Origin of the sequence: Corynebacterium axilliensis (genome assembly GCF_046097495.1) — a bacterium.
In the GTDB taxonomy this organism is placed as follows: Bacteria; Actinomycetota; Actinomycetes; order Mycobacteriales; family Mycobacteriaceae; genus Corynebacterium.
The window spans coordinates 2,123,098-2,146,790 of sequence record NZ_CP175768.1 but is presented as its reverse complement, the minus strand read 5'-3'; the positions used below and the strand labels follow the sequence as shown (position 1 = coordinate 2,146,790).

Here is a 23,693-nt window from a genome sequence, read left to right as displayed (position 1 = left end):
CGCTGTGGCCTACAGCCGTGAACGAACCTTTAGAGGTTGATCATGTGGCCGCCGATGCCCTCGGCAGCTTCCTTCATGGCCTCCGACAGGGTCGGGTGCGTGTGCACGTTGCGGCCAATTTCCTCGGCGGTCAGGTCGAAGCGCTGGGCCAGGGTCAGCTCCGGCAGCAGCTCGGAGACGTTGGAGCCCACCATGTGGCCGCCGATGAGCTCACCGAACTCGCCGTCCGCGATGAGCTTGACAAAGCCGGCGGTCTCGTTGAGGCCGGCCGCCTTGCCGTTCGCGGAGAACGGGAAGGTAGCAACCTTGATGTCGCGGTCTGCGAACTTCTCGCGGGCCTGCTCCTCGGTGTAGCCGAAGGACGCAACCTGCGGGTTGCAGAAGGTGGCGCGCGGCATGTTCATGTAGTCACCGAGCAGCTGGGTCTCAGCGCCGGCGATAACCTCGGCGGCGACAACGCCCTGGGCCTCGGCCACGTGGGCGAGCTGCAGCTTCGCGGTCACATCGCCAATGGCGTAGATGCCATCAACGTTGGTGCGCATGTAATCGTCGATAGCAATGGCGCCGCGCTCCGTGAGCTCCACGCCAGTGTTCTCCAGGCCGAAGCCCTCGGTGCGCGGGGCAAAGCCGATGGAGACCATGCAGCGATCCACGGTCAGGGAGTCGGTCTTGGAGCCATCCTTGGACTCGACCTCCACGGTGACGTTATCGCCGTTGTCCTTAATGGCGGTGGTCTTGTAGCCGGTAAGAAGCTTCACGCCGAGCTTCTTGTACTGCTTGGCAATCTCCTTGGACACGTCCTTGTCCTCGTTCGGCAGGACACGGTCCATGAACTCCACGATGGTCACGTCCACGCCGTAGTTGGCCAGGACGTAGGCGAACTCCATGCCGATGGCGCCGGCACCCACGATGACCATGGATTCCGGGGCATCTTCCTTGAGGATCTGCTCCTCGAAGGAGACGATGTTGCCGCCGATTTCCACGCCCGGGAGGGAGCGCACGACGGAGCCGGTGGCGATGATGCAGTTATCAAAGGTAACGGTCTTACCCTGATCGTCGCCCTCGGTGATCTCAATGGTCTTGGCGTCCTTGAAGGAACCCAGACCGTTGATCTCCGTGATCTTGTTCTTCTTCATCAGGTAGTGCACGCCCTTGACGATGCCCTCCGAGACCTTGCGGGAGCGCTTGTGCGCCACGCCGAAGTCAAAGGAGACATCGCCGGAGATGCCGAAAGCCTTGGCCTCGTGGTTAAAGGTGTGTGCAACCTCAGCGTTCTTGAGGAGCGCCTTGGAGGGGATGCAGCCCACGTTGAGACAGACACCGCCCCAGTACTGCTTCTCAATTACGGCAACCTTCTTGCCCAGCTGGGCAGCGCGGATGGCGGACACGTAGCCGCCAGGGCCCGCACCGAGTACTACAACGTCAAAATGTTCATTAGTCACGTCCTACAGAATACGGAACTTTGTGCCTGATGTCTCACCACCCCCGATGTTGTGGGGGACAAGGCGCACACGTCGACCGCAATGCTCCGCAGAGTGCAGGCGCTCTAACCCCGCTCCCCTACCCCGCGATCAGCAACGGCCCCCGTCCCTCACCGTGGCAAAGGCCGGTGGGTGAGGCGGGGGCCGCGCGCATCAAGCGCCAGCAGGCTGGCGGAGAACCCTCTAGGAGAACTCCCTACAGGTGGTCTCCCAGAAGGTGGGCTTTAGTACAGGCCCATTTCCAGAGCGGACTTGGAGGAGGAGGAAGAGCCGGCGTGCAGGAGCTTGCCCAGCACCTGGTTGATGGACACGAGGATGGAATCAAAAAAGTTCATGGTTCTTCTTTCTGAAGTTGCTGGTGCTCAACGGTGGCGCTGCTTAGCGGTAGCGCCACGGCTATCTTCACAATGTCTAACGGGCCGTGGCGGCGCAGCGTTACATCGGGGCGCGGTAGCCCACGAAGATCGCTTGAAGATTATGACACGGTTTTCACTTCAATACCACCATTCACCCCTGTAACTTGCTATGTTTAGAGTCGCCCTTACTCTCTAGAATCTGCGGAACCGGCCTTCTACCAGCACACCACCGCTTTTGAAGGCCCGTGTCCGCCGCAGCTTTTAGACTGGCCCTACTTCTTTAGCTCATCACTACGAAAGCGAGAATCCATGAAGTTTGCGCGTTCTCTCACCACCGTCGCGGCGGCCACCACGCTCGCGTTCGGTGCCGTGATCGCTGCCCCTACCGCCGGCGCCTCCGACATTAAGCCGGAACAGATCCAAGGCGATGCCACCCCGTCTGACGTCTCCGCGCTCGATATTTACGCCGAGCTCGAGCAGTACCTGCCCAAGGACGAGGCCGGCCAGCCTTCACCGTCGCGCGCCGAGTACGAAGCTGCCATCGGCACCAACAAGACCTTTGACAAGGTGAAGATCGCCGATCTGCCTGACGCCAAGAACTGGATGGGCTACGTCCTGAAGTACCCGGACTACCGCGCGCGCATCAAGCCCCTGAAGGCCACCTCCCCGGCCATGGACGGCCGCGAGGTCCCGCTGGCGGTTATCACCCCGGACGGCACCTTCGATGAATCCCGCCCGACGCTCTACCTGCTCAATGGTGCTGGCGGCGCCCAGCAGGGCATGGACTGGCTTTCCGCGACGGCGGGTAAGGACCTCGACCCGAAGAAGGACGGCACCCAGGACATCGATGACTACTACGCCGATCGCGGAGTCAACGTCGTCATCCCGCAGGCCGGCGCCTTCTCCTACTACACCGACTGGGTCACTTCCCCGGACCGCGGCTACCTCAAGGGCCCGCAGAAGTGGGAGACCTTCCTGACCAAGGAGCTGCCTGGCCCGCTGGAGGATCACATCAAGGGCAACGGCAAGCGCGGCATCGCCGGCATGTCCATGTCCGCCACCTCCTCCCTGGTCCTGGCGCAGCACAACCCGAATTTTTACGACGCCATCGGCTCCTTCTCCGGCTGCGCGGCTACCTCTACCCCGCTGCCGAACTTCTACTCCCAGCTCACCGTAAACCGTGGCGGCGGCGACACCACTCAGATGTGGGGCCCGATGGGCGGCGATTACAACCGCTACAACGACGGCCTGATCAACGCCACCAAGAACAACATGGGCAATTCCGAGATCTACATCTCCACCAACTCCGGTTTGGCGGACATGAATGATCTCGGCTCCTCCAAGCGCCAGGCACTGGGCAGCGCCGCTGCCTTCAAGTCCTCCTCCACCCTGGTGGTTGAGGGCGGCGTCATCGAGGCAGCCATGAGCGCCTGCACCCACGACCTCAAGGCCAAGCTGGAGAAGGAAGGCGTTGACGCTACCTACAACCTGCGCCCGACGGGCACCCACTCCTGGCCGGCATGGTTGGATGACGTGAACTCCTCGTGGCCGACCTTCGCCCGTGGCCTTGGCCTGCCGGTGGATCCGAACGCTACCCCGGAGGTCACCACCTACTCTGAGTCCGCAGAGAAGGAAGACGCTACCGACACTGACGCTGCTGATGCTGCTGACGCGGCAGAAGCCGCAGACACCGCCGAGGTTGCTAACGAAAAGGCTGCGGACGCCGATATCAAGGACACGGACAAGGCCGCTGCGGAGGCGGATCCCGCTGCCCCCGCAGACTCCCTGCCGGTAGACCCTGCGGCGACCGAGCAGTAAGCTCAATTGGCCGTATTTTTCGTTGAAGAAGGAACCTAATGAAGCGTCTTAGCTCTCTCCTCGCCGCCGGCGCGCTGTCCGCCGCGGCCCTGGTTACGCCCGTCACCGCGGGCGCAGCCACCGTCACCCCGGAACAGGTTGCCGGGGACGCGGAACTGTCCACCATCTCGGATCTGGCTCCCACCCCGGAGGTGGCCAACCAGGGTTGGTACGGCAAGTACAAGGATGACCCGCGCGTGCTCAAGCTGCAGGCCACCTCACCGGCCATGAACGGCCGCACGATCCCGCTGGCAGTCATCCCGGCGAAGAACGCTAACCGCCCCACCATTTACCTTCTCAACGGCGCCGGTTCCTCCGAGCAGAACACCGACTGGCTATTCAACTCCGACGTCGTGGATTTCTACGCGGACAAGGACGTCAACGTGGTGATCCCGCAGGCCGGTGCGTTCTCCTACTACACCGACTGGCAGGCAGAGCCGCACGGCAAGTACCTCAACGGCCCGCAGAAGTGGGAGACCTTCCTGACCAAGGAGCTGCCGGGACCGCTGGAGTCCCGCCTCCAGGCCAATGACAAGCGTGCGATTGCCGGCATGTCCATGTCCGCCACCTCCTCGCTGCTGCTGGCCCAGCACAACCAGGGCTTCTACGACGCCGCCGGCTCCTTCGCCGGCTGCGCCGCCACCGCCTACCCGCTGGAGTACCAGTTCCTGCGCGTGACCGTGAACCGCGGCGGCGCACAGCCGGAGCAGATGTGGGGCGAGATGGGCTCGGCTACCAACCGCTACAACGACGCCCTGATGAATTCGGAGAAGCTGCGCGGCACCAAGCTGTACATCTCCTCCGCCTCGGGCCTGGCCGGAGAGAAGGACACCCCGTCCTACTACATCAACCAGGGCTACGATCCGGCGCTGGCCTACGTCGGCTCCGCGCAGCTGCAGGTGGAAGGCGGCGTCATCGAAAGCGCCGTCAACCACTGCACGCACATGCTCAAGGCCAAGCTGGACAAGCAGGGTATCCCGGCGGACTACAACTTCCGTAACGTCGGCACCCACTCCTGGCCGGGCTGGGAGGAAGACATGCAGAAGTCCTGGGCCACCTTCGAGTCGGCCTTCAACTCCTAGGCTTCCCGGCAACGTCACGGCAGCTTCACGGCACAGAACGCGGTGCTGCTCGGCGCAAAAACCCCTGGCTTCGGGCCGGGGCACTCAGGGCGGTAGGATAGCGGCATTATGAAGCTGCTTTCCACCGCCCTTTCGCATGTCGCCGCCGCCCGCGGGCAGGCAACGCCCCTCCGGGACAGCTATACCGGGGTGGACTTCAACCTCGGCTTCGAGGTCACACACTACGACCTAGATCTGACCTACCGCGTGGAGCCCAACATGCTGCAGGGCGAGGCAGTACTCCACCTTCGCGCGCTGGAGGAGCTGGACAAGCTCACGCTGGACCTCGGCGGGGCGATGGTGGCGCGCCGCATCACCGCGAAGCACGCACCACGGGTGGCCAAGTTCCGCCTTTCGGGCGGGAAGCTGCGCCTCAACTTCGCCGAGCCCATCGCGGAGAACACCGAGTTCGAGCTGCACATCCGCTACGGTGGCTCGCCGCGTCCGCTGCGCACGCCGTGGGGCGAAATCGGTTGGGAGGAAACCGAGTCCGGCTCGCTGGTGGCGAGCCAGCCCAACGGTGCGCCCAGCTGGTTCCCGTGCGACGACACCCCGAGCGCCAAGGCCACCTACGATATCCGCATCACCGCCGATGATCCCTTCGTGGTCATCTCCAACGGCGCGCTGGTCTCCCGCCGCCGGGCGGGCGGATCCATGACGCGCTGGCACTACCGCGTGGACCACCCCATGGCCACCTACCTGGCCACGGTGCAGGTGGGCGAGTTTCTGGAGATCCCCCTGGGCCGCAACGTCCGAGCCTGGGCGCCGGCGAGCCTCAAGCCGCGGGTGCTCGATGAGTTTGCCCAGCAGCAGGAGATGCTGGACTTCTACTCCATGCTCTTCGGGCCCTACCCCTTCCCCGACTACCAGGTGGTCATCACCGAGGACGCGCTGGAAATCCCGCTGGAGGCCCAGGGCCTGTCCATCTTCGGGTCCAACCACGTCAAGGGAGACCACGTCTTCGAGCGGCTCATTGCCCACGAGCTCTCCCACCAGTGGTTCGGCAACTCCGTGGGCTTGAGCGAGTGGAAGGACATCTGGCTCAACGAGGGCTTTGCCTGCTACTGCGAGTGGCTGTGGATGGAGCACGCGCACGGCCGCCCGGCGCACAACTCGGCGCGCTCGCACTACCAGGTGCTCGCCCGCAAGCGCCAGGATCTGCTGCTTAGTGACCCGGGCACGCGCGACATGTTCGATGACCGCGTGTACAAGCGCGGCGCGCTCACCGTGCACGCGCTGCGCCGCCTGCTGGGGGACACCGCGTTCTTCCCGGCCGTCCGGGATTACCTCACCGCAGCGCAGCACTCGGTGGTCACCCCGGGCGACCTCATCAGCCGGCTGCGTGCGGCGGGGGCCCCCGGAGACGTCGACAAGCTCCTGGCCCAGTGGCTGGATCAGCCGCAGCTGCCGCCGTTCCCGGCCTAGCACTCTCCTTCTCCCCGGCCCACAGTCACTGCCCTGCCCGGCGCGCTAGACTGGTGCACCATGCGTTCACTGCTTGTCACCGGCGGCGCCGGCTTTATTGGTGCAAACTTCGTGCGGCTCGTGGCCCAGCAGCGGCCCGAGGTAGACATCACGGTCCTGGACAAGCTCACCTACGCAGGCAACCGCGCCAACCTCGCCGGCGTGGACGCCACGCTAGTGGTGGGGGACGTGGCGGATGGGGGAATCGTCGACAAGCTCGTGGCCCAGGCCGATACCGTGGTCCACTTCGCCGCCGAGTCCCACAATGACAACTCCCTGCGGGACCCTTCGCCGTTCATCCACACCAACGTGGTGGGAACGTTCACGCTGCTGGAGGCCTGCCGCCGCCACGACGTGCGCTTCCACCACGTCTCCACCGATGAGGTCTTCGGGGACCTAGAGATCGGCGCGGATACTTACTTCACCGAAGAGACCCCGTATAACCCCTCCTCGCCGTATTCCGCCACGAAGGCCGGCTCAGACCACCTGGTGCGCGCGTGGGTGCGCAGCTTTGGGCTGCGGGCAACGGTGTCGAACTGCTCCAATAATTACGGCCCCTACCAGCACATTGAGAAGTTCATCCCGCGGCAGATTACTAACCTACTCCTGGGGCAGCCGGCCAAGCTGTACGGCACCGGCGAGCAGGTGCGCGACTGGATTCACGTTGATGATCACAACGAGGCGGTACTGGCCATCCTGGACCGCGGACGCAGTGGGGAGACCTACAACATCGGCGCCGACCAGGAAGACCTGAACAACCGCCAGGTCATCGAGATGATCTGTGAGCTCATGGGGGCGACGGATAATGGCCGGGCGCGTTTCGAGCACGTGGCGGACCGCCCGGGCCACGACCAGCGCTACGCCATGGACGCCAGCAAGCTGCGCCGCGAGCTGGGTTGGACCCCGCGCTACACGGACCTGCGCGCAGGGCTCAAGGACACCATCGAGTGGTACCGCGCCCACGAAGAGTGGTGGCGGGCAGGCAAGGACGACGTCGAAGCGCACTACGCCGCGCAGGGCCAGTAAAAGGGAGGATAGGTAATGAAGGTGCAGTCAACGGCCATCGAGGGCCTGCTCATTGTGGAGCTGGACGTCCACGGCGATAACCGCGGCTGGTTCAAGGAGAACTGGCAGCGTGAAAAGATGGTGGCCGCGGGCCTGCCGGATTTTCAGCCGGTGCAAAACAACGTCTCCTTCAACGCGGAGAAGGGGGTCACGCGCGGGCTGCACGCAGAGCCCTGGGACAAGCTGGTCTCCGTGGCCACCGGGCGGGTCTTCGGCGCGTGGTGCGATCTGCGTGAGGGCTCAGAGACCTTTGGTCAGCTGGTTACCCAGGAGATTAGTCCGGACACCGCCGTGTTCGTCCCGCGCGGGGTGGCCAACGGCTTCCAGGCGCTGGAGCCGTGCGCATACTCCTACCTGGTCAACGACCACTGGTCCCCGGACGCGGAGTACACCTGCGTCAACCTGAACATGGTGGACTGGCCGCTGGAGCCGACGGAGATCTCCGATAAGGACAAGGAGCACGCCGCGCTTGGCGACGTCTCCCCGATGTCCCCGCGCCGCATCCTCGTCACCGGCTCAGGCGGGCAGCTCGGCCGCGCGCTCAAGAAGTTCCTCCCCACCGCCGGGCTGGGTGAGGTGGAGTTCTGCGGGCATGAAGACTTCGATATCACTGACCCCCCTGCCCGCCCGTGGAAGCAGTACTCCGCCATTATCAACTGCGCGGCCTACAACGACGTCAACGGCGCGGAATCAGACCGCCAGGCTGCATGGGCGGTCAACGCCTCGGCCCCGGCGAAGCTCGCGCGCATCGCGGCGGAGAACAACCTGACCCTGGTGCACATCTCCAGCGACTACATCTTTGACGGTTCTAACGAGGTCCACACCGAAGAGGAGCTGCCCTCCCCGCTGTCGGCCTACGGCGCGTCGAAGGCCGCGGGCGATACCGCAGCGCAGACCGCCCCGCGCCACTTTGTCATCCGCACCTCCTGGGTCTTTGGCGATGGCGCAAACTTCATGGCCACGATGCGCTCGCTCGCGAACAAGGGAGTAAAGCCCTCCGTCATCCACGATCAGCGCGGCCGCCCGACCTTTGCCGAGGACTTGGCCAAGGGCATCATCCACCTGCTTGAAAACCGGCGCGGAGTACGGCGTGTACAACCTCTCCAACTCCGGGGATGTGGTGGGGCGCGATGAAATCGCCATGGCTGTCTTCACCGGCGTGGGCCAGGACCCCGCCGATGTCACCCCGGTAAGCACCGAGCAGTACCGCGAGATTGCCGGGCCCGAGGCACCGCGCCCGCAGGAGTCCACCTTCGACCTGTCAAAGATTGAGTCCACGGGCTTTACACCCATGAATTGGCGGGCCGCTTTGGCGCTCTACCTGGGACTTTACCCAGCATAACACTCACCATAACACTTAACTTCCCACATGTTATGTTATGTGTTATGTTGAGTGCTATGTAGAGAGAAAGGCCTGCTCATGACCCCTGCGGAGCTTGATGAGCTGATTGCACAACTACGCGTTATCGGCAGCAATAAGCAATCCGTGGAGGTGAAGTCCGCGGTGGGCAGCGATGTTATGCCCACATTGAGTGCCTTCGCCAATGGAACGGGTGGCACGCTCATTGTCGGCCTCTCAGAAGCGGACGGGTTTAGCCCCGTCAAGAAGTTTTCTGCGTCCCAAGCACAGGACCAGCTAGAAACCCGCTGCCAGGGCCTGGAACCGCCCGTGCGTCCGGAGATAGACATCCTCGAATTCGAGGGGCAGCCCGTGCTCATCGCGGAAGTAGCGGAACTGCCTGCCCGTGATAAACCCTGTTACGTCAGCGCCAGGGGTCTTTATAAAGGCAGCTACATCCGCACGGGTGATGGCGATACGCGGCTGTCCCAATACGAAGTCAACCGGCTCGTGGAAGAGCACACGCAACCGACGTGGGACGAAGACATCATCACAGACGCGACCTTGGAAGACATCGAGGGCGCCACCCTTGACGAATTCCTCGCGGTGCAGCGAGATCGCCGCCCGAAGACGTTCGCGAATGGGCAGGATATTGCCCTTAAACGCCTACGGGTGCTCAAGGAGGGGCACCCCACGCTCGCATCACTCCTCGTCATGGGGGATTACCCGCAGGAGTTCTTTCCCCGCCTCACGGTGACCTTTGCGCTGTTTCCCGGAACGTCAAAGGGCGACGTCACCACGGGCATTCGCTTGCTCGACAGCGCTACCCTCCACGGCACGATTCCGGAGCTGGTGAGTGAGGGAATCGACATCGTAAAAAAGAACATGCGCACGGCAGGCTTTATCGGCGACAAGTCCCGCACCTCCCTTCCGGACTACCCCCTGGTCGCGGTCCGTGAGGCACTGGTAAACGCGCTTATGCATCGCGATTACTCTCCGACAGCCCGCGGTAGCCAAGTGCAGATCAACATGTTTGTTGACCGCCTGGAAATCACCAACCCAGGCGGCCTCTACGGAGGAGTTACCCTCCGTAACCTAGGGGAAGCCGGGGTGAGCTCCTCCCGCAACCAGCGCCTAGCCACGTTCCTGGAGGACATTCCCCTGCCCGACGGCGGCGTGGCGGCGGAGAACCGTGGCACCGGCATCGCCACGATCCATCAAGCCTTGGCGGATGCTTTAATGCCGAAGCCGGAGATCATCAACCGGCTGGACAGCTTCACCATCGTCTTCCACCGTCGCCGAGTTGCCACCCAGGAACGCTATGGCACTGCGCGAGATCACGTAGAGCACCTTCTCCACGCCAGCCCCTCCCTCTCCACGACGGAGCTGGTGGAGGCCACCAAGCTCAGCCGAACCGCGGTCCAGAAGGCCCTGAATGAGCTCATCCGGGAGAACATCGCCGAAAAGACCGAGCCGGGACGCAGCCCCAAGCAACGCTATAGGCTGCGAAAATAGACCATAACACTCAACATAACACTTAACTTCCCACGTGTTATGTTAAGTGGGAAGCTCGGTGTTATGTTCGCCCCACCCGAGCCGTCACACCCCAACGCGGGGCCTGAACTCCGTTAAGCTGGAATGCCATGAAGGGCATCATCCTGGCCGGCGGATCCGGCACGCGCCTCTACCCCATCACCAAGGGCATCTCGAAGCAGCTCATGCCCATCTACGACAAGCCGATGGTGTACTACCCGCTGTCCACGCTGATTCAGGCGGGCATCCGGGAGATCCTCCTCATCACCACCCCGGAGGACCAGGACGCGTTTAGGCGCCTGTTGGGGGATGGCTCCCAGCTGGGCATCATGCTCCACTACGCAGTCCAGCCCCGCCCGGAAGGCCTAGCCCAGGCGTTTATCATTGCTGAGGACTTCATTGGCAAGGACGACGTGGCCCTGGTCTTGGGAGACAACATCTTCGAGGGCCACGGTTTCTCCACCGCACTGGCGGAGTGCCGCGCCCCCGAGGGTGGCATCATCTTTGCCTACGAGGTCTCCGACCCGCAGCGCTACGGCGTCGTCGATTTCGACGAGACCGGCCAGGCCCTGTCCATCGAGGAAAAACCCAGTGAGCCGAAGTCCAACCATGCGGTGGTGGGCCTGTATTTCTACGACAATTCCGTGGTGGAGATTGCGAAGTCCATTACGCCGAGTGCGCGCGGCGAGCTCGAAATCACCGCGATCAACGCCGAGTACCTGCGCCGCGGGAAGCTGCACGTCAAGCGCATGCAGCGAGGCGACGTCTGGCTGGACACCGGAACGGTGGACTCCATGAGTGAGGCCTCCGCGTACGTCGAGGTCATGCAGAAGCGCACCGGCACCGTGATCGGCTCGCCCGAGGTCGCCGCCTTCACGGAGGGCTTCATTGATACCGCCGCGCTCACCGCGCTGGCGCAGCCGCTGCTCAAGTCCGGCTACGGGCGCTATCTGCTCGCCGCCGCCGACGAGGTCCGGCCAAACTAGCTTTATATTCACCCTTTATATTCACCCCCTTCGCTGGCGCGGAGCTTCTCACGGGTTAAGGTAGCGGCATGCCGAATTCACGCGAGTCCAATCCCTCTCAGAAGTCAGCCCTGTCCACCGTCAGTCCCATCGTCTGGGGCATGCTGGTGGTCATCCTCATCCTGGTGGTCGTCGTCGGCTTCCTGCTGGGTGAGCGCAACTCGGACACGGACGACGCGGCGCAGGGCCCCGAGCAGACGCAGTCCGCCACCGCGCCGGCGGACTCCGAGAAGGACTATGCCGCCGACGCCGACAAGGCCACGCCCGGCACGAAGTTCTCCGACGGTACGGGCGACCCGATGACGTTTGGCCCCGGCGGCGACACCAAGACCGGGGATATCACGACGGTCCACCGCAAGAAGGAGGATGATCCCTTCGCGGTCGGCGCGGTGGACGCCCCGGTCGTGATTTCGGAGTTCTCCGACTTCGAGTGCCCGTTCTGCTCCAAGTACACCAACGACACCGAGCCGATGGTGCTCAAGAAGTACGTGGACAAGGGCCTGGTGCGCATCGAGTGGAACGACCTCCCGGTCAACGGCCCGGCCGCCGTCGAGGGCGCCAAGGCCGGCCGCGCCGCCGCAGCACAAGGCAAGTTCGCGGAGTTCAAGCACGAGCTTTATGCCGCCAGCAAGGACATCAACGGCCACCCGGAGTTCGGCATTGAGGACTACATGACGTTTGCCAAAAAGGCCGGAGTGCCGGACCTGAAGAAGTTCCGCCAGCAGGCCACGGATGATACCTACACCGAGGTCATCCAGGAGGCCACGCGCTACGGCTCCCAGATCGGAGTCTCCGGCACCCCGGGCTTCGTGGTGGGGGATCAGTTCGTCGCCGGTGCGCAGCCGCCGGAGGTCTTCGAGGAGGTCATCAAGGAGCAGCTGGGCAAGGCAGCCAATGCCTAAGCCGCCGGTGATTGTCTGGGTGTTCATGGCCCTGCTCGTGCTCACGGCCTTGCTGGGCGGCTATGCCGTGGGGGTGAGCGTATGAGCATCGGGCTCCTCGGCGCGGTCGTCGCCGGCGTGCTGACTTTGGTCAGCCCGTGTTCGGCGCTGTTGGTTCCGGCGTTCTTTGCCTACGCGTTTAGCTCCACCCGTGAGCTGCTGGGCAAGACCGTGGTGTTCTTTCTGGGGCTGTGCACCACGCTGGTGCCCATCGGCATGGGTCTGGCAGCGTTCTTGGCGCAGTACCGCGGCCAGGTCATCACGGTGGCGGGCTGGATCATCATTGCGCTCGGAATCTTCACCGCGCTGGGCGGCGGTTTCCGCATCCCCGGCATGGCAGCACTATCCGGCAAGGCGCGCGGGCGCGTGTTCCTGCTGGGAACGGTGTATGGCTTTGCCGGGTTCTGCGCGGGCCCGCTGCTGGGCGCCGTACTCACCACGGCTGCGGCCTCCGGCTCGGCGCTCTACGGCGCGCTCATCATGGTGGCCTACGCCTTTGGCATGGCCGTGCCCCTCTTCGTGCTGGCGGCGGTGTGGGAGCGTCTAGACGTCGGCTCGTGGCGCTGGCTGCGCGGGCGCGAGGTCACGCTCGGCCCGGTGCGCACGAATACGCTGTCCATTGTGTCCGGCGTCTTCTTCGTCATCATCGGCGTGCTGTTCATTGTCAGCTACGGCAGCGCCTCCCTGCCCACCGTGCTCGATACGGACGCCCAGTTCGCCCTCCAGGAAAAAGCTCGACACCTCGCCGGCGGCGTGGCGGACGCCTGGGTATGGTTCGGGCTCTCACTGGCCGCCACGGTGGCCGTGGGCATAAAAGCAGCCCGCACGCCCGTGGAGGGGCATGCGGGCAATGAGGCCAAGAGGGGCCTTTAGCCTGGCTCCGAAGAGCGCTGTCTAGTAGCCGCGGGCGACGTACTCGTCGACACGCGCGGCCTCCGCGCCCACCGTGGTCTCGTCGCCGTGGCCCGGCAGGACGCGGGTCTCCGGCGGGAGGTTGAACACGCGGTGGCGCAGGGACTCGATGATGACGTCGAAGTCGGAGTACTTGCGGCCCGTCGCGCCCGGACCATCCTTGAACAGGGTGTCACCGGAGAGGAGGGTGTCATCCGCGGCGTCGTACAGCACCACGCAGCCCGGGGAATGACCCGGGGTGTGGAAGACCACGAGGTCCTCGCCGCCGATGCGGAAGGTCTGGTTGTCCTCCAGCGCGGTGTAGGAAGCTTCCTGGTGGGTCTCGCGCCACAGCGGCTCGTCGTCCGGGTGCAGGTAGACGGACACACCATAGTGCTCTGCCACCTCCGGGGCCAGCTCGCAGTGGTCGTTATGAGCGTGGGTGAGGATGACGCCCGACACGGCGCGCTCCCCCACCTCGGCGTAGATGCGCTCGGCGTCGTGCGCCGGGTCCACGATGTAGAGGTCCTCGCCGCCGGAGACGAGGTAGACGTTGTTGTCCACGTCCCACTCGCCGCCGTCCAGGCGGAACTTGCCGGAAGTTTCGAACTGCTCGATCTTCATGTCGGGCTCCTTTCTCTGTTACAGCTCCACCACGGAGCGCAGAACCTTGCCGGACTTCATGGTCTCGAAGGCTTGCTCCACGTCATCCAGACCGACGCGCTCGCTGACGAAGTCCTTGAGCGGGAAGCGGCCCTGCAGGGAGAGGTCCACGTACATCGGGAAGTCGCGCTCCGGCAGGCAGTCGCCGTACCAGGAGGACTTGAGGGAGCCGCCACGGCCGAAGAAGTCGATGGCCGGGATGTCGAAGCGGTTGGTCAGGTTCGGCACGCCGACCATGACCATGCGGCCGGCCAGGTCGCGGGAGTAGAAGGCTTGGCGGGTGGTGGTGGGGATCGCCACGGCGTCGATAGCCACGTCGGTGCCAAAGCCATCGGTGAGTTCGCGCACGGCCTCGATGACTTCCTCCTCGGACTTATCGCCCGCCGGGATGGTGTGGGTAGCGCCGAACTTCTTGGCCTGCTCCAGCTTCTCCGGGTCGAGGTCGACCGCGATGACCTTGGAGGCGCCAGCCAGGACCGCGCCGGCGATGGACGCCATGCCCACGCCGCCGCAGCCGAAGACAACCACGGACTCGCCGCGCTTGACGTCGCCGGTGTTCACGGCGGCGCCCAGGCCGGCCATGATGCCGCAGCCCAACAGGCCGGCGGCGGCCGGGTCGGCGTCCGGGTTCACCTTGGTGCACTGGCCCTCGTGGACCAGGGTCTTCTCGGCGAAGGCGCCGATGCCCAGCGCCGGGGTGAGCTCGGCGCCGGCGTCGGCGTCGCCCTCTGCCAGCGTCATGGTGGCAGACGCGTTGTGGGTGTTGAAGCAGTACTTGGGCTCGCCCTTCTTGCAGGCACGGCACTCGCCGCACACCGCGCGCCAGTTGAGGACCACAAAGTCCCCCTCCTCCACGTGGGTGACAGCGGAGCCGACGCGCTCGACCACGCCGGCGGCCTCGTGGCCCAGCAGGAACGGGAAGGCGTCTTCGATGTCGCCGTCGCGGTAAGCCAGGTCGGTGTGGCACACACCGCAGGCCTGGATCTTCACCACCACGTCGTGCTCGCCCGGAGCAGGGATGACGATGTCTACAGTCTCCACCGGGGCGCCCTTGGAGCGGGCGATGACGCCGCGGACGGTCTCGGACTCTACCTGGTTGTTGTTTTCATTAACGTTTTCATTAGCACTCATGCGCCCGAGAGTACACGAAGTGAAAGAAAATTGTGTACGCGTTCAACAACCCGCATCTTCTAGGAGCGCGCGAGCTGCTCCGCCACAAACTCCTGACCACGGTCATTGATGTGCAACGGCAGGTTTCCCGGGCCCGCAGAGAAGTCCACCAGACCGGCCCACAGGCGCTTATCGGCCCCAGCGCACATGCCGCGATCCCACGTCGCCGGCTTCATGTCCACAAACTCCGTACCCGTCGCGTTCGCCAGGTCCACCTGCATCCACTGCGCCACGTTCTCGTAGCGCTGCACCGTCGGCAGGGCCGTGGCGTCCGCCGGCTGCGGACCAAAGTGCAGGAGGCAGTAGCGGTCGCCGGAGCCGATCGTCGGGTAGCCCACGATCTGGATGCGCGCGTTCGGCGCGGCGGCGCGAATCTTCGCAATGTGCGGCGCGGTGGCGGCGACCCAGCGGGCGCGCAGGTCACCGTCGGAAAGCGTGCTGTTGTTGTACGTATCGTTAAAGCCCGTGGCAAACAGCACACGCTGCGTGTCCGGGGTCAGCGCGCCGCGCTCGATGGCCACGCGGACCTGCTCCGAAATCTGCGGGCCCTGCGCCATGGACACCGCGCCAGCGCAGGAGAAATCCGCCACCGGCATGCCCAGCTTGGCGCCGGTGCGCTTGGCAAAGTTATAGCCGGACGGGCAGTCCACGCTGGGATTGACATACGAGGAGCCGAAGCGGCTGGACGCGCGGAAGGACAGGTAGGAATCCAGCTGCGGATCCGCCAAGACGGAGTCACCGAAGGCGACGAGGTTGCGTTCGCCCGCAGCAGCCTGCGGGGCCTGAGAGATTCCTACCGCCACGAGCAGGGATGCACAAAGGGCGGCAATGCGCTGAGTAGACTTCACGTGACGTTTTCCTTTCGGGACAGAGTATTTTCTTGTGAGAAAACATAATAGAGTACGCTGACGTCACAGCTTATGTAACAATAGCAACACGCGTAACAGTTTGCTGCTCACCTACTCCAAAACCGCTATGAAATTCTCCGATATTGCCTTCCACGCCGGCGCCCTCGCGCACTTTGTGCCGTCGATCTTCCGCGCCGGACTCATCAGCGCCGACGGCGGACCCCGCGCGCTGGCTGCCGGCCTGCCGGTGCTCGCCCGCTACCGTTTCACCACCGCCCGCGAGGTGGAGCAGGCCTACCTGACGTGCCCGGAACGCCTGGCGCTTATCGACGACGACGGGGCCCTCACCTACCGTCAGCTGCGCGAAGACTCCCAGACCTTCGCGCGCTGGCTGCTCTCCTTAGGGCTGGAGGACATTCGCCTAGGGGTGATGGCCCGCAACGGCCGCGGCATCATTACCCCGCTGGCCGCCAAGGGCTACGCGGGCGCGCACATCTTCCTCCTCAACGTCGGCTCCTCCCCCGAGCAGCTGGCCGGGTGCATTGCGGAGAACCAGATCAACGTGCTCGTCATCGACGATGAATTTATTGATCGCCTCGCTCCCTCCGGCCAGCTCCCGGAGGGCCTCACCGTGGTCATCGGCCACGAGTCGAGCACTGACCGCACTACCCTCCCGGAGTTCGCCGCCCAGATCCGCACGCTGGGCCAGATCGTGCGGGCCCCGCAGGACGTGGCCCAGCAGCAGCTGCCCGCCTGGCCCCGCCACGGCAACATCGTGCTTATGTCCTCCGGCACCACCGGCATCCCCAAGGGCATCCTGCGCCCGGAGCCCACGCTGCCGGTGGTGCTGGCCTCCATCGTGGATACCGTGCCGTGGCGCGCGAACCAGCGCGTGCAGATGACCGCCTCGATGTTCCACACGTGGGGCTGGGCCTGCATCAACATCGCCCTGGGCCTGCGCAACACCATCGTCACCCGGCGCGTCTTTGACCCGCAGGCAGCGCTCGATGACATCCAGCGCTACCAGTTGGACGGCCTGTTGTCCTCGCCGGTGTTCTTCCGCCAGATGGTCGCGGCCGATCCGGACTCGCGCTATGACACCTCGAGCCTGAAGTTCATCGCCTCCGCCGGTCACGCCCTGACCCCGGAGATTGTCAAGGAGACCAACGAGCGCTTCGGCCCCATCCTGTGCAACGTGTACGGCTCCACGGAGCTGGCGCTGGCCTCCACGGCCGGCATGGCGGAGGTGGCCAAGGACCCCACCATCGGCGGCAAGATCGCCACGGGCACCAAGCTGCGCATTCTGGATGAGGACGGCCACGAGGTCCCACGCGGTGAAGTAGGCGAGATTTACCTGACCAACTCCACCGCGCTCATTGGCTACACCAACCCACAGATCCCGCTGCACAAGGTGGACGGGCTCATCTCCATCGGGGATTTGGGCTACATCGACGAACGCGGCTTCCTCCACGTGGTGGGCCGCGCGGACGACATGATCATCGTCGGCGGTGAGAACGTCCACCCGCAGTCCGTCACCGAGGTGCTGGAGGCCATGCCGGGCATCGCGGAGGTGCACGCCGGCGGCGTGGACGATGCCACCACCTTCCAGCGCATCGCCGTGTGGGCCGTGACCACCCGCGACGCTCTGGGCAACGCCGTGACTGCCGACGCCATCCGGGCCTGGGTCCGCGACAACCTCGCCGATCACTCCGTGCCGCGCGACGTGCACTTCCTGGACAAGTTGCCGCGCAACGCCACGGGCAAGGTAGTGCCGCGCCTGCTGCGCGGCGACAGCTAGCTGCGCTCGACGGTGACCGCGACCTGGCCCAGCTCGGCGCGGCCCTCGCGCACTACCTCCACTGCGCGCACCTGCTTCGCGGTGGGGCACACGACCGGGGTGATGAGGTTGACACCGCGCTCGCGCAGCTTCCGCGCCTCGACCGCGATGATCGGCGTGCCGGCAGTGACGGTATCGCCCTTCTTGGCCAGGGCGGTGAAACCTTCGCCCTTGAGCTCCACGGTGTCGATGCCGATGTGAATGAGCAAGTCCAGCCCATCTGCAGTCTTCATGCCGAAGGCGTGGCGCGTCTTGAAGATCATGGTGATGGTGCCGTCTACCGGGGCGCAGACGTCGAAGGCATCGACGGCATCAGGCATCACGGCGAAGCCTTCGCCCACCATGCCCTGCGCAAAGGACGCATCCGGGACCTGGGAGAGCTCGACGACGTCTCCGGCGAACGGGACACGCACGTCAACGTCCGTCTCACCGCTGACGCTCTGAGTGGACGCGGCACCGGCGCTGGCCGGCACGCTGGCTGCGACCCCCGCGGCTCCAGCCGCGCTCGCTGCACCAGTCGTGGCCAGGGCCGGGGAGCCGTGGCGCAGCTGGTGGCTGACCTCGTCATACATGAATTGCACGGCCGGGCCCACGATGACCTGGACACTCTTCTCCGAGGGGTGGATAACACCGGAGACGGCGGCGCGTTTGATCAGGGCGTCGCGAACAAGCGCGCGCTCTTTCACCCCCACGCGCAGGCGCGTGGTGCAGTAGTCCAGTGAGTCAATGTTGTCCTTGCCGCCGAGACCCTCGATGATACGCGCGGCATCACGAGCAGTCTTGTCATCGCCGGCGGCGGAATCCTCCATGGGGTCTGCTACCGCATCGTCCTCACCGCGCCCCGGTGTCTTGAGGTTCAGCCAGCCGATGAGGAAGTAGAAGATGACGAAGTAGAGCAAGAAGAAGCCCACACCCATGACCAGCAGCATGTACCACTTATTAGCCAGCGGGTTCTGGGAGGAGAGCAGCATGTCCACGAAACCGGCAGAGAAGCCGAAGCCGGCAGTCCACTCCATGGCGGAAGCGATGAAGACGGACAGGCCCATAAGCAACGCGTGCACCACGTAGAGCAGCGGGGCGACGAACATGAAGGAGAACTCCAGTGGCTCGGTCACGCCAGTGAAGAAGGAGGCCAAAGCACCTGCGGCCATGAGCGAGCCGACGACCTTGCGCTTCTTCTTGTCCGCACGCAGGTACATGGCCAGTGCCGCGCCCGGCAGGCCGAACATCATGACTGGGAAGAAGCCCGCCTGGTAGCGGCCGACGACGCCCTCGACTGTGCACTGACCGTTGGCCCACATACCCGGGCAATCAGCGGCGGAGGTGGCGGCCGCGGCTGCCTCGATGGTCTTCTGGCCGGCCTGGAAGTTGCCGATGTCATTGATACCGATGACATCGAACCAGAAGACGGAGTTCAGAGCATGGTGCAGGCCGGTCGGGATGAGCAGACGGTTGGCCACGCCGTAGATGCCGGCGCCCGCCGCGCCCAATCCCTGGATGGAGGTGCCGAAGTTAAAGAGCGCGTTGTAGATGAACGGCCACACGAAGTAGAGGATGCCGGAAATCACCATAGCGATGACGGCGGTAAGAATCGGCACGAGGCGCCGTCCTGAGAAGAAGGCCAAAAAGTCCGGCAGCTTGGTGCCGTGGAAGCGGTTATATACCCAGGCCGCCATGACGCCGGCGAGGATGCCGAAGAGGACGTTGCCGCCGCCCACGGCATTCCAGCCCTCCGAGGCCCATTCCAGGGCCTCATCGCCGGTCAGCGCGGTGGGGTCTTCGATGCCGCGGTAGCCGGCCACGGCCTCCGGGCCGAGCAATTTCATAAACGTGGCGAAGGCCAGGAAACCAGAGAGTGCCGCGGCACCGTTGGAATCCTTGGCCAGGCCGAAGGCAATGGCGATGGCGAAGATCCAGCCCAGGTTGGACAGCACCGCGTCGCCGGAGCTGATCAGTAGCTGGGCGGCGAGGTTATCCGGGCCAGCCGCGCTGGAGATCCAGTATCCAACACCACTGAGGATCGCCGCGACGGGCAGCACCGCCACAGCGCCCATGAGGGCTTTTCCGAGCCGCTGCAGCGGCCCCATGACATCGACTTTCATGCGAGGAGTCCTTTCACACTAGTAAGGAATGAGATGGAGTTTTTAGAAGAAGAGTGGGCGGTGCGGACGGTGCTTGTCCGCGAAAACGTAGTACTCGCGGTCCTCCAACTGGGAGGCGGCGGCTTCATCAATGATCACCGTGGCGCGCTGGTGCCACTGCAGGATCGACGCTGGGCAATGCGCGGAGAGCGGGCCCTCCACCATGGCGTGGACCGCGCTAGCCTTGTTGCTGCCGGTGGCCAACAAGAGTAGGTGGCGGGCCTCGCTGATGGTGCCCAATCCTTGGGTTAGCACGTGGCGCGGGACTTCATCTTCATTGTCGAAGAAGCGGGCATTGTCCTGCACGGTTTGCGGGTGCAGGGTCTTGATGCGGGTGCGTGATTGCATGGAGCTCGACGGCTCGTTGAAGCCGACGTGCCCGTTGGCCCCGATGCCCAGCAGCTGGATGTCTACGCCGCCGGCATCACGGATGGCCTTGTCATAGGTGGCCGCGGCGGTGGCGGGGTCATCGCAGTCACCAGCGGGACTTTTTACCAGGTCATCGTCGAAATCCACGTGGCCGGTAAATTCGCGGCGGATGGTGGAATAGTAGGACTGCTCGTGTGAGCGGTCCAGCCCGATGTATTCATCAAGCAGGAATGCGCGGCTGCGGGCAAAGCTCACCTCGCCGCGCTCATGGCGCGTAATGAGCTCCTTGTACATTGCTACCGGGGTCGACCCCGTGGCCAGGCCCAGTGTGGCGCCGGCGTTGGCGTAGTGAGCGAAGATGTCAGCGGCCTCCACGGCCACTTCGGCCGGCGTGGGGCGGATGAAGATTTCCATGAGATGCCTTCCTGTGTGTCTAAGAAAGTGGGATGTCCGCGCCGTCGACGATGACACGCACCGGCTCCAGCTGTGCGTTGAGGCCCACGAGGTGGGCGCGCGCACCCGGCGCGATGCGTCCCAGGTTCTCCTGCCCCAGCACCCCGGCCGCGGTGGTGGAGGTAAAACGCACGGCCTCACCCAGGCTATGGCGGGCGGCAAAACGCTGAAACTGCTGAGCCAGGGTGGAGGTGCCGCCGGCGATGGCACCGCTAGCCACGCGGGCCACTCCCCCGCTCACGGTGACGGGAAGGGAGCCCAGCTCATAGTCACCGTCCGCCATGCCAGCCGCCGCCATGGCATCCGTCACCGCGAAGGCGCGGTGGCTATGGGCCATGTCGACGGTGCCGTCGACGAGGTGCACGCCATCGGCGATGAGCTCGACGGACGCGTCGCCAGCCTTCGCCGCGGTGAGCAGGGCGGCCACCGTGCCCGGCGCGCGGTGGTGGATGGCGGGCATGGCATTGAAGAGGTGCGTTCCGGTCACGGTGACGCCTAGCTCCTTGGCCTGGGCAATGACGCCCAACGTGGTGTCATAATCGGCCTCGGTGTGGCCCAGGCTGGCGACGATGTTGTGCTCTGCGCAGACTTCGAGCAGCTTGTCGACGTTCTCCGTCTCCGGCGCAAAGGTAATCGAACGCAGGTGGCCGCGGGCCGCGGCTATGACCGCGCGGAAGAAGTCCGGGTCGCCCGGCACGATGCGCGAAGGGTCCTGTGCACCGCACTTGGCCGCCGCGATGAAGGGGCCCTCCATATGGATGCCGGCAATCTCGCCTTCTTCGGCCAGCTGCGCGAGCAGCTCCGCTCGGGCGCACAGCTCTGCCTGCGTCCCGGAGACCAAGCTGGCCAGCAGCGTCGTCGTGCCGTGCGCGCGGTGGAAGCGGGCGGCGGCCAGGCACTGCTCATAGTTACCGTTGGGAAATCCCCCGCCGTTGCCGCCGTGGTTGTGCAGGTCTACGAAACCGGGCACCCACAGCAGCACCTCCGGGTCGCCGGCGCGCCAGGCGCGCTCGGCCGCTGAGACGTCGCCAAGCACTAAGCCCTCAATATTGTCCCCAAACGTGATGCTCCCAGCGCGCAGCTCGAAGTTTTCGTCAACGAAGAGGCCTTCCACGTGGCCGCGCATCTTAGTTGCCTTAGTCTGCATGACTCATTCGATTCTGTATACAGGGCTGGCATGACTCAGCCCGGTTGATAATTCATTTGAAACTTATCAGGATGCGGCTCGCTTGTGAACTGTGATGCCTTCTGAGCCGTGTGTGAAGGGCGATGACTTTTGTCATGTCCATCGCTGACATATGCCTCTACCAGCAGGCGTTGCCCAACGGAAAAATTAAGGTCATGAACACAGCAGAATCAGCTATCGACATACATGACCTCTACCGGCGCTACGGTGACTTCACCGCGGTGAACGGGATAAGCCTGTGCGTTGCACGCGGAGAAGCCTTCGGGCTTTTGGGCACGAATGGCGCGGGCAAGACCTCCACGCTGGAAGTTATGGAGGGTCTTGCCGCACCATCGGCCGGTACCGTGCGTGTGCTGGGACACAACCCCGTGACCGAGCGCGCCACGGTGCGCCCCCACACCGGCATCATGCTGCAGTCGGGCGGGCTGCCACAGGCGCTCACCGTACAGGAAACGCTCACGATGTGGGCGGGGACGTGCTCAGCGCCTGCACCGAGTAACGCTGTGCTTGGCGACGTCCACCTAGACCACCGCCGCGACGTCACCGTCGGGGCCTTATCCGGTGGCGAAAAGAGGCGGCTGGATCTTGCCTGCGCACTGGTGGGTAACCCGCAGATCCTCTTCCTTGACGAGCCCACGACTGGCCTGGATCCGGAGTCGCGACGCCACGTATGGGACCTGCTGCGCCGCCTCAAAGCTGCGGGCGTGACCATCGTTCTGACCACGCACTACTTGGAAGAGGCGGAAGAACTCTGCGATCGCATCGCGATTATGCACCAGGGCCGTATCAACGTGGAAGGCACCATGTCAGAGCTGGCATCGACTGCCACCTCCGAAATTGCGTTCTCACCGTCTCCCCCATCGGCACCGGTGCCCCAGCTTCCCGGCACCACCATTCACCGCGCCGATGACGCGGTCACTATCACCACCTCACATCTTCAGAAGGACACACACGCGCTGCTGACGTGGGCGCACGACCACGGAATAACGCTGAATAACTTCACCGCGCGGCCTGCCCGCCTCGAGCAGGTATTCCACTCCATTGCCACTAGCTAGCTCACACCGAAAAGGAAGAACTCAATGACATCCTCAACATCCTCACAGACTGCACACCCCACAGCGCACTCGGAGACTGCGGCTCCGAAAGCATCCTCGCTACGGCGCTTGCGCGCCTTAAGTCGCGCCGAAATGCGGCAGTTCACCCGGAACCCACTACTCGTCATCACGGCATTGCTCTTCCCAGCGGCCCTGCCTCTCTTTGTGTGGCTCGTCGGCGATCAATCCATAGGCTCCACGGATTCAGCATCGGAGATTTTCGTTCTTTTGGCGCTGGGCTTTGGCATCTTCTATCCGGCGCTGTCGATGACGGTGACCCGACGCGACGAGGAGGTGCTCAAACGACTGCGCACCGGTGAAGCTCGCGATTGGGAGATCCTCACCGCCATTGCCCTTCCGCTGGCCGCGACCATGCTGCTGCTGTCCATTCTCATGGTGGCAGGGCTGTCCACCTTGTCCATGTTCCTACCGCTCGACCCACCCGTTCCGCACGTGTGGCCTGTCAACGCGCTGCTCATGGCGCTGGCGATGGTGCTCGGAATAGTGTGCTCCCATGCGGTAGCGATACTGACCAGCAGCTTTACGGCCAACGCCGAGAATGCTCCGATCACCTCGATGCCGGTGCTGATGCTGCTTATGCTTTCGCAGTCCTCGCCTTTTGCCCTAGCGGTCGACATTGTGCGCGCTGGCTGGATTGGGGACGGTTCCTTCGCCTCCGTCTTCGCAGACTCATCCACTGACCTGATTAAGCTCGCCGCGTGGACGGTGGCTTTGGTGTGGGCAGCGCACAAATACATGCGCTGGGACACTCACCGCTAAGAGCGCTCATTAGACTGAGACACCACTATGGCACCTGCGATATCCACTCATAGCCGCACCACTGGCCTTGGCTGGCGGA

At 64.3% G+C, this 23,693-nt stretch carries 18 protein-coding genes and 1 pseudogene; 12 read left to right on the top strand and 7 right to left on the bottom strand.

What is annotated here, in order from left to right:
• Positions 1–29 precede the first annotated feature (29 nt).
• Positions 30–1,442 (bottom strand): dihydrolipoyl dehydrogenase, encoded by a 1,413-nt coding sequence (lpdA, locus tag ACKFR8_RS10275; RefSeq protein WP_296132929.1) that lies wholly within the window; start codon positions 1,440–1,442, stop codon positions 30–32.
• A 704-nt stretch (positions 1,443–2,146) separates the two neighbouring features.
• Between lpdA and ACKFR8_RS10270 the strand changes: the two genes are divergently transcribed.
• The 9 genes and pseudogenes from ACKFR8_RS10270 (at position 2,147) to ACKFR8_RS10230 (ending at position 13,055) form a co-directional block, all read left to right on the top strand.
• On the top strand, positions 2,147–3,655 hold the full coding sequence (locus ACKFR8_RS10270) for an alpha/beta hydrolase (RefSeq protein WP_296132930.1): 1,509 nt from the start codon (positions 2,147–2,149) through the stop codon (positions 3,653–3,655).
• A gap of 38 nt (positions 3,656–3,693) precedes the next feature.
• Positions 3,694–4,776, top strand: coding sequence for an alpha/beta hydrolase (locus tag ACKFR8_RS10265; protein ID WP_296132931.1), 1,083 nt, complete (start codon positions 3,694–3,696; stop codon positions 4,774–4,776).
• A 108-nt stretch (positions 4,777–4,884) separates the two neighbouring features.
• A complete protein-coding gene (locus tag ACKFR8_RS10260; RefSeq protein WP_408929987.1) occupies positions 4,885–6,240 on the top strand; it encodes a M1 family metallopeptidase in 1,356 nt (451 codons plus the stop codon).
• A 60-nt stretch (positions 6,241–6,300) separates the two neighbouring features.
• Positions 6,301–7,305 (top strand): dTDP-glucose 4,6-dehydratase, encoded by a 1,005-nt coding sequence (gene rfbB / locus ACKFR8_RS10255; RefSeq protein ID WP_408929986.1) that lies wholly within the window; start codon positions 6,301–6,303, stop codon positions 7,303–7,305.
• Positions 7,306–7,320: 15 nt separating this feature from the next.
• Positions 7,321–8,686, top strand: a pseudogene (rfbD, locus tag ACKFR8_RS10250) (dTDP-4-dehydrorhamnose reductase).
• 78 nt (positions 8,687–8,764) lie between these two features.
• Positions 8,765–10,198 carry an ATP-binding protein gene (locus ACKFR8_RS10245; RefSeq protein WP_408929985.1) on the top strand — a complete coding sequence of 478 codons (1,434 nt, stop codon included), beginning with the start codon at positions 8,765–8,767 and terminating at the stop codon, positions 10,196–10,198.
• A 128-nt stretch (positions 10,199–10,326) separates the two neighbouring features.
• Entirely contained in the window at positions 10,327–11,202 is an 876-nt protein-coding gene (gene rfbA / locus ACKFR8_RS10240; protein ID WP_408929984.1) for a glucose-1-phosphate thymidylyltransferase RfbA, read from the top strand.
• 68 nt (positions 11,203–11,270) lie between these two features.
• Positions 11,271–12,143, top strand: a complete 873-nt coding sequence (locus ACKFR8_RS10235; protein WP_408929983.1) for a DsbA family protein — start codon at positions 11,271–11,273, stop codon at positions 12,141–12,143.
• Positions 12,144–12,224: 81 nt separating this feature from the next.
• Positions 12,225–13,055 (top strand): cytochrome c biogenesis CcdA family protein, encoded by an 831-nt coding sequence (locus ACKFR8_RS10230; RefSeq protein WP_408929982.1) that lies wholly within the window; start codon positions 12,225–12,227, stop codon positions 13,053–13,055.
• A gap of 21 nt (positions 13,056–13,076) precedes the next feature.
• Here ACKFR8_RS10230 and ACKFR8_RS10225 read toward each other — a convergent pair whose 3' ends face one another.
• From ACKFR8_RS10225 to ACKFR8_RS10215, 3 genes are read right to left on the bottom strand one after another with little or no spacing between them, the layout of a single operon-like run.
• On the bottom strand, positions 13,077–13,697 hold the full coding sequence (locus ACKFR8_RS10225) for an MBL fold metallo-hydrolase (protein ID WP_408929981.1): 621 nt from the start codon (positions 13,695–13,697) through the stop codon (positions 13,077–13,079).
• Positions 13,698–13,715: 18 nt separating this feature from the next.
• Positions 13,716–14,867: an S-(hydroxymethyl)mycothiol dehydrogenase gene (locus ACKFR8_RS10220; protein WP_306507827.1), complete on the bottom strand. Its 1,152-nt coding sequence runs from the start codon at positions 14,865–14,867 to the stop codon at positions 13,716–13,718.
• A 59-nt stretch (positions 14,868–14,926) separates the two neighbouring features.
• The gene (locus ACKFR8_RS10215; RefSeq protein ID WP_408929980.1) at positions 14,927–15,754 is read right to left on the bottom strand and encodes a GDSL-type esterase/lipase family protein; all 828 of its coding nucleotides are present in this window, start codon (positions 15,752–15,754) and stop codon (positions 14,927–14,929) included.
• A gap of 127 nt (positions 15,755–15,881) precedes the next feature.
• Here ACKFR8_RS10215 and ACKFR8_RS10210 point away from each other — a divergent pair, with 127 nt between their 5' ends.
• Positions 15,882–17,552 (top strand): AMP-binding protein, encoded by a 1,671-nt coding sequence (locus ACKFR8_RS10210; RefSeq protein WP_408929979.1) that lies wholly within the window; start codon positions 15,882–15,884, stop codon positions 17,550–17,552.
• Here the strand turns inward: ACKFR8_RS10210 and nagE are convergent.
• Genes nagE through ACKFR8_RS10195 form a run of 3 tightly spaced genes read right to left on the bottom strand, consistent with a single transcriptional unit; the run spans position 17,549 to position 21,701 of the window.
• Entirely contained in the window at positions 17,549–19,693 is a 2,145-nt protein-coding gene (gene nagE, locus ACKFR8_RS10205) for an N-acetylglucosamine-specific PTS transporter subunit IIBC (RefSeq protein ID WP_408929978.1), read from the bottom strand. The two genes, ACKFR8_RS10210 and nagE, sit on opposite strands and share 4 nt — an antisense overlap.
• Before the next feature lie 42 nt (positions 19,694–19,735).
• On the bottom strand, positions 19,736–20,515 hold the full coding sequence (gene nagB / locus ACKFR8_RS10200) for a glucosamine-6-phosphate deaminase (protein WP_408929977.1): 780 nt from the start codon (positions 20,513–20,515) through the stop codon (positions 19,736–19,738).
• A 19-nt stretch (positions 20,516–20,534) separates the two neighbouring features.
• The gene (locus ACKFR8_RS10195; protein WP_408929976.1) at positions 20,535–21,701 is read right to left on the bottom strand and encodes an N-acetylglucosamine-6-phosphate deacetylase; all 1,167 of its coding nucleotides are present in this window, start codon (positions 21,699–21,701) and stop codon (positions 20,535–20,537) included.
• A gap of 194 nt (positions 21,702–21,895) precedes the next feature.
• Between ACKFR8_RS10195 and ACKFR8_RS10190 the strand changes: the two genes are divergently transcribed.
• Both ACKFR8_RS10190 and ACKFR8_RS10185 read left to right on the top strand, forming a co-directional pair.
• A complete protein-coding gene (locus ACKFR8_RS10190) occupies positions 21,896–22,795 on the top strand; it encodes an ABC transporter ATP-binding protein (RefSeq protein ID WP_408929975.1) in 900 nt (299 codons plus the stop codon).
• A 24-nt stretch (positions 22,796–22,819) separates the two neighbouring features.
• The gene (locus tag ACKFR8_RS10185) at positions 22,820–23,614 is read left to right on the top strand and encodes an ABC transporter permease (protein WP_408929974.1); all 795 of its coding nucleotides are present in this window, start codon (positions 22,820–22,822) and stop codon (positions 23,612–23,614) included.
• Positions 23,615–23,693: the final 79 nt, after the last annotated feature.

What these genes read in the sequence shown, in the direction of transcription:
- ACKFR8_RS10270 (WP_296132930.1), top strand. Translation starts at nt 2,147, where the DNA reads ATGAAGTTTGCGCGTTCTCTCACCACCGTCGCGGCGGCCACCACGCTC.
- ACKFR8_RS10265 (WP_296132931.1), top strand. Translation starts at nt 3,694, where the DNA reads ATGAAGCGTCTTAGCTCTCTCCTCGCCGCCGGCGCGCTGTCCGCCGCG.
- ACKFR8_RS10260 (WP_408929987.1), top strand. Translation starts at nt 4,885, where the DNA reads ATGAAGCTGCTTTCCACCGCCCTTTCGCATGTCGCCGCCGCCCGCGGG.
- rfbB (WP_408929986.1), top strand. Translation starts at nt 6,301, where the DNA reads ATGCGTTCACTGCTTGTCACCGGCGGCGCCGGCTTTATTGGTGCAAAC.
- ACKFR8_RS10245 (WP_408929985.1), top strand. Translation starts at nt 8,765, where the DNA reads ATGACCCCTGCGGAGCTTGATGAGCTGATTGCACAACTACGCGTTATC.
- rfbA (WP_408929984.1), top strand. Translation starts at nt 10,327, where the DNA reads ATGAAGGGCATCATCCTGGCCGGCGGATCCGGCACGCGCCTCTACCCC.
- ACKFR8_RS10235 (WP_408929983.1), top strand. Translation starts at nt 11,271, where the DNA reads ATGCCGAATTCACGCGAGTCCAATCCCTCTCAGAAGTCAGCCCTGTCC.
- ACKFR8_RS10230 (WP_408929982.1), top strand. Translation starts at nt 12,225, where the DNA reads ATGAGCATCGGGCTCCTCGGCGCGGTCGTCGCCGGCGTGCTGACTTTG.
- ACKFR8_RS10225 (WP_408929981.1), bottom strand. Translation starts at nt 13,697, where the DNA reads ATGAAGATCGAGCAGTTCGAAACTTCCGGCAAGTTCCGCCTGGACGGC.
- ACKFR8_RS10220 (WP_306507827.1), bottom strand. Translation starts at nt 14,867, where the DNA reads ATGAGTGCTAATGAAAACGTTAATGAAAACAACAACCAGGTAGAGTCC.
- ACKFR8_RS10210 (WP_408929979.1), top strand. Translation starts at nt 15,882, where the DNA reads ATGAAATTCTCCGATATTGCCTTCCACGCCGGCGCCCTCGCGCACTTT.
- nagE (WP_408929978.1), bottom strand. Translation starts at nt 19,693, where the DNA reads ATGAAAGTCGATGTCATGGGGCCGCTGCAGCGGCTCGGAAAAGCCCTC.
- nagB (WP_408929977.1), bottom strand. Translation starts at nt 20,515, where the DNA reads ATGGAAATCTTCATCCGCCCCACGCCGGCCGAAGTGGCCGTGGAGGCC.
- ACKFR8_RS10195 (WP_408929976.1), bottom strand. Translation starts at nt 21,701, where the DNA reads ATGCAGACTAAGGCAACTAAGATGCGCGGCCACGTGGAAGGCCTCTTC.
- ACKFR8_RS10190 (WP_408929975.1), top strand. Translation starts at nt 21,896, where the DNA reads ATGAACACAGCAGAATCAGCTATCGACATACATGACCTCTACCGGCGC.
- ACKFR8_RS10185 (WP_408929974.1), top strand. Translation starts at nt 22,820, where the DNA reads ATGACATCCTCAACATCCTCACAGACTGCACACCCCACAGCGCACTCG.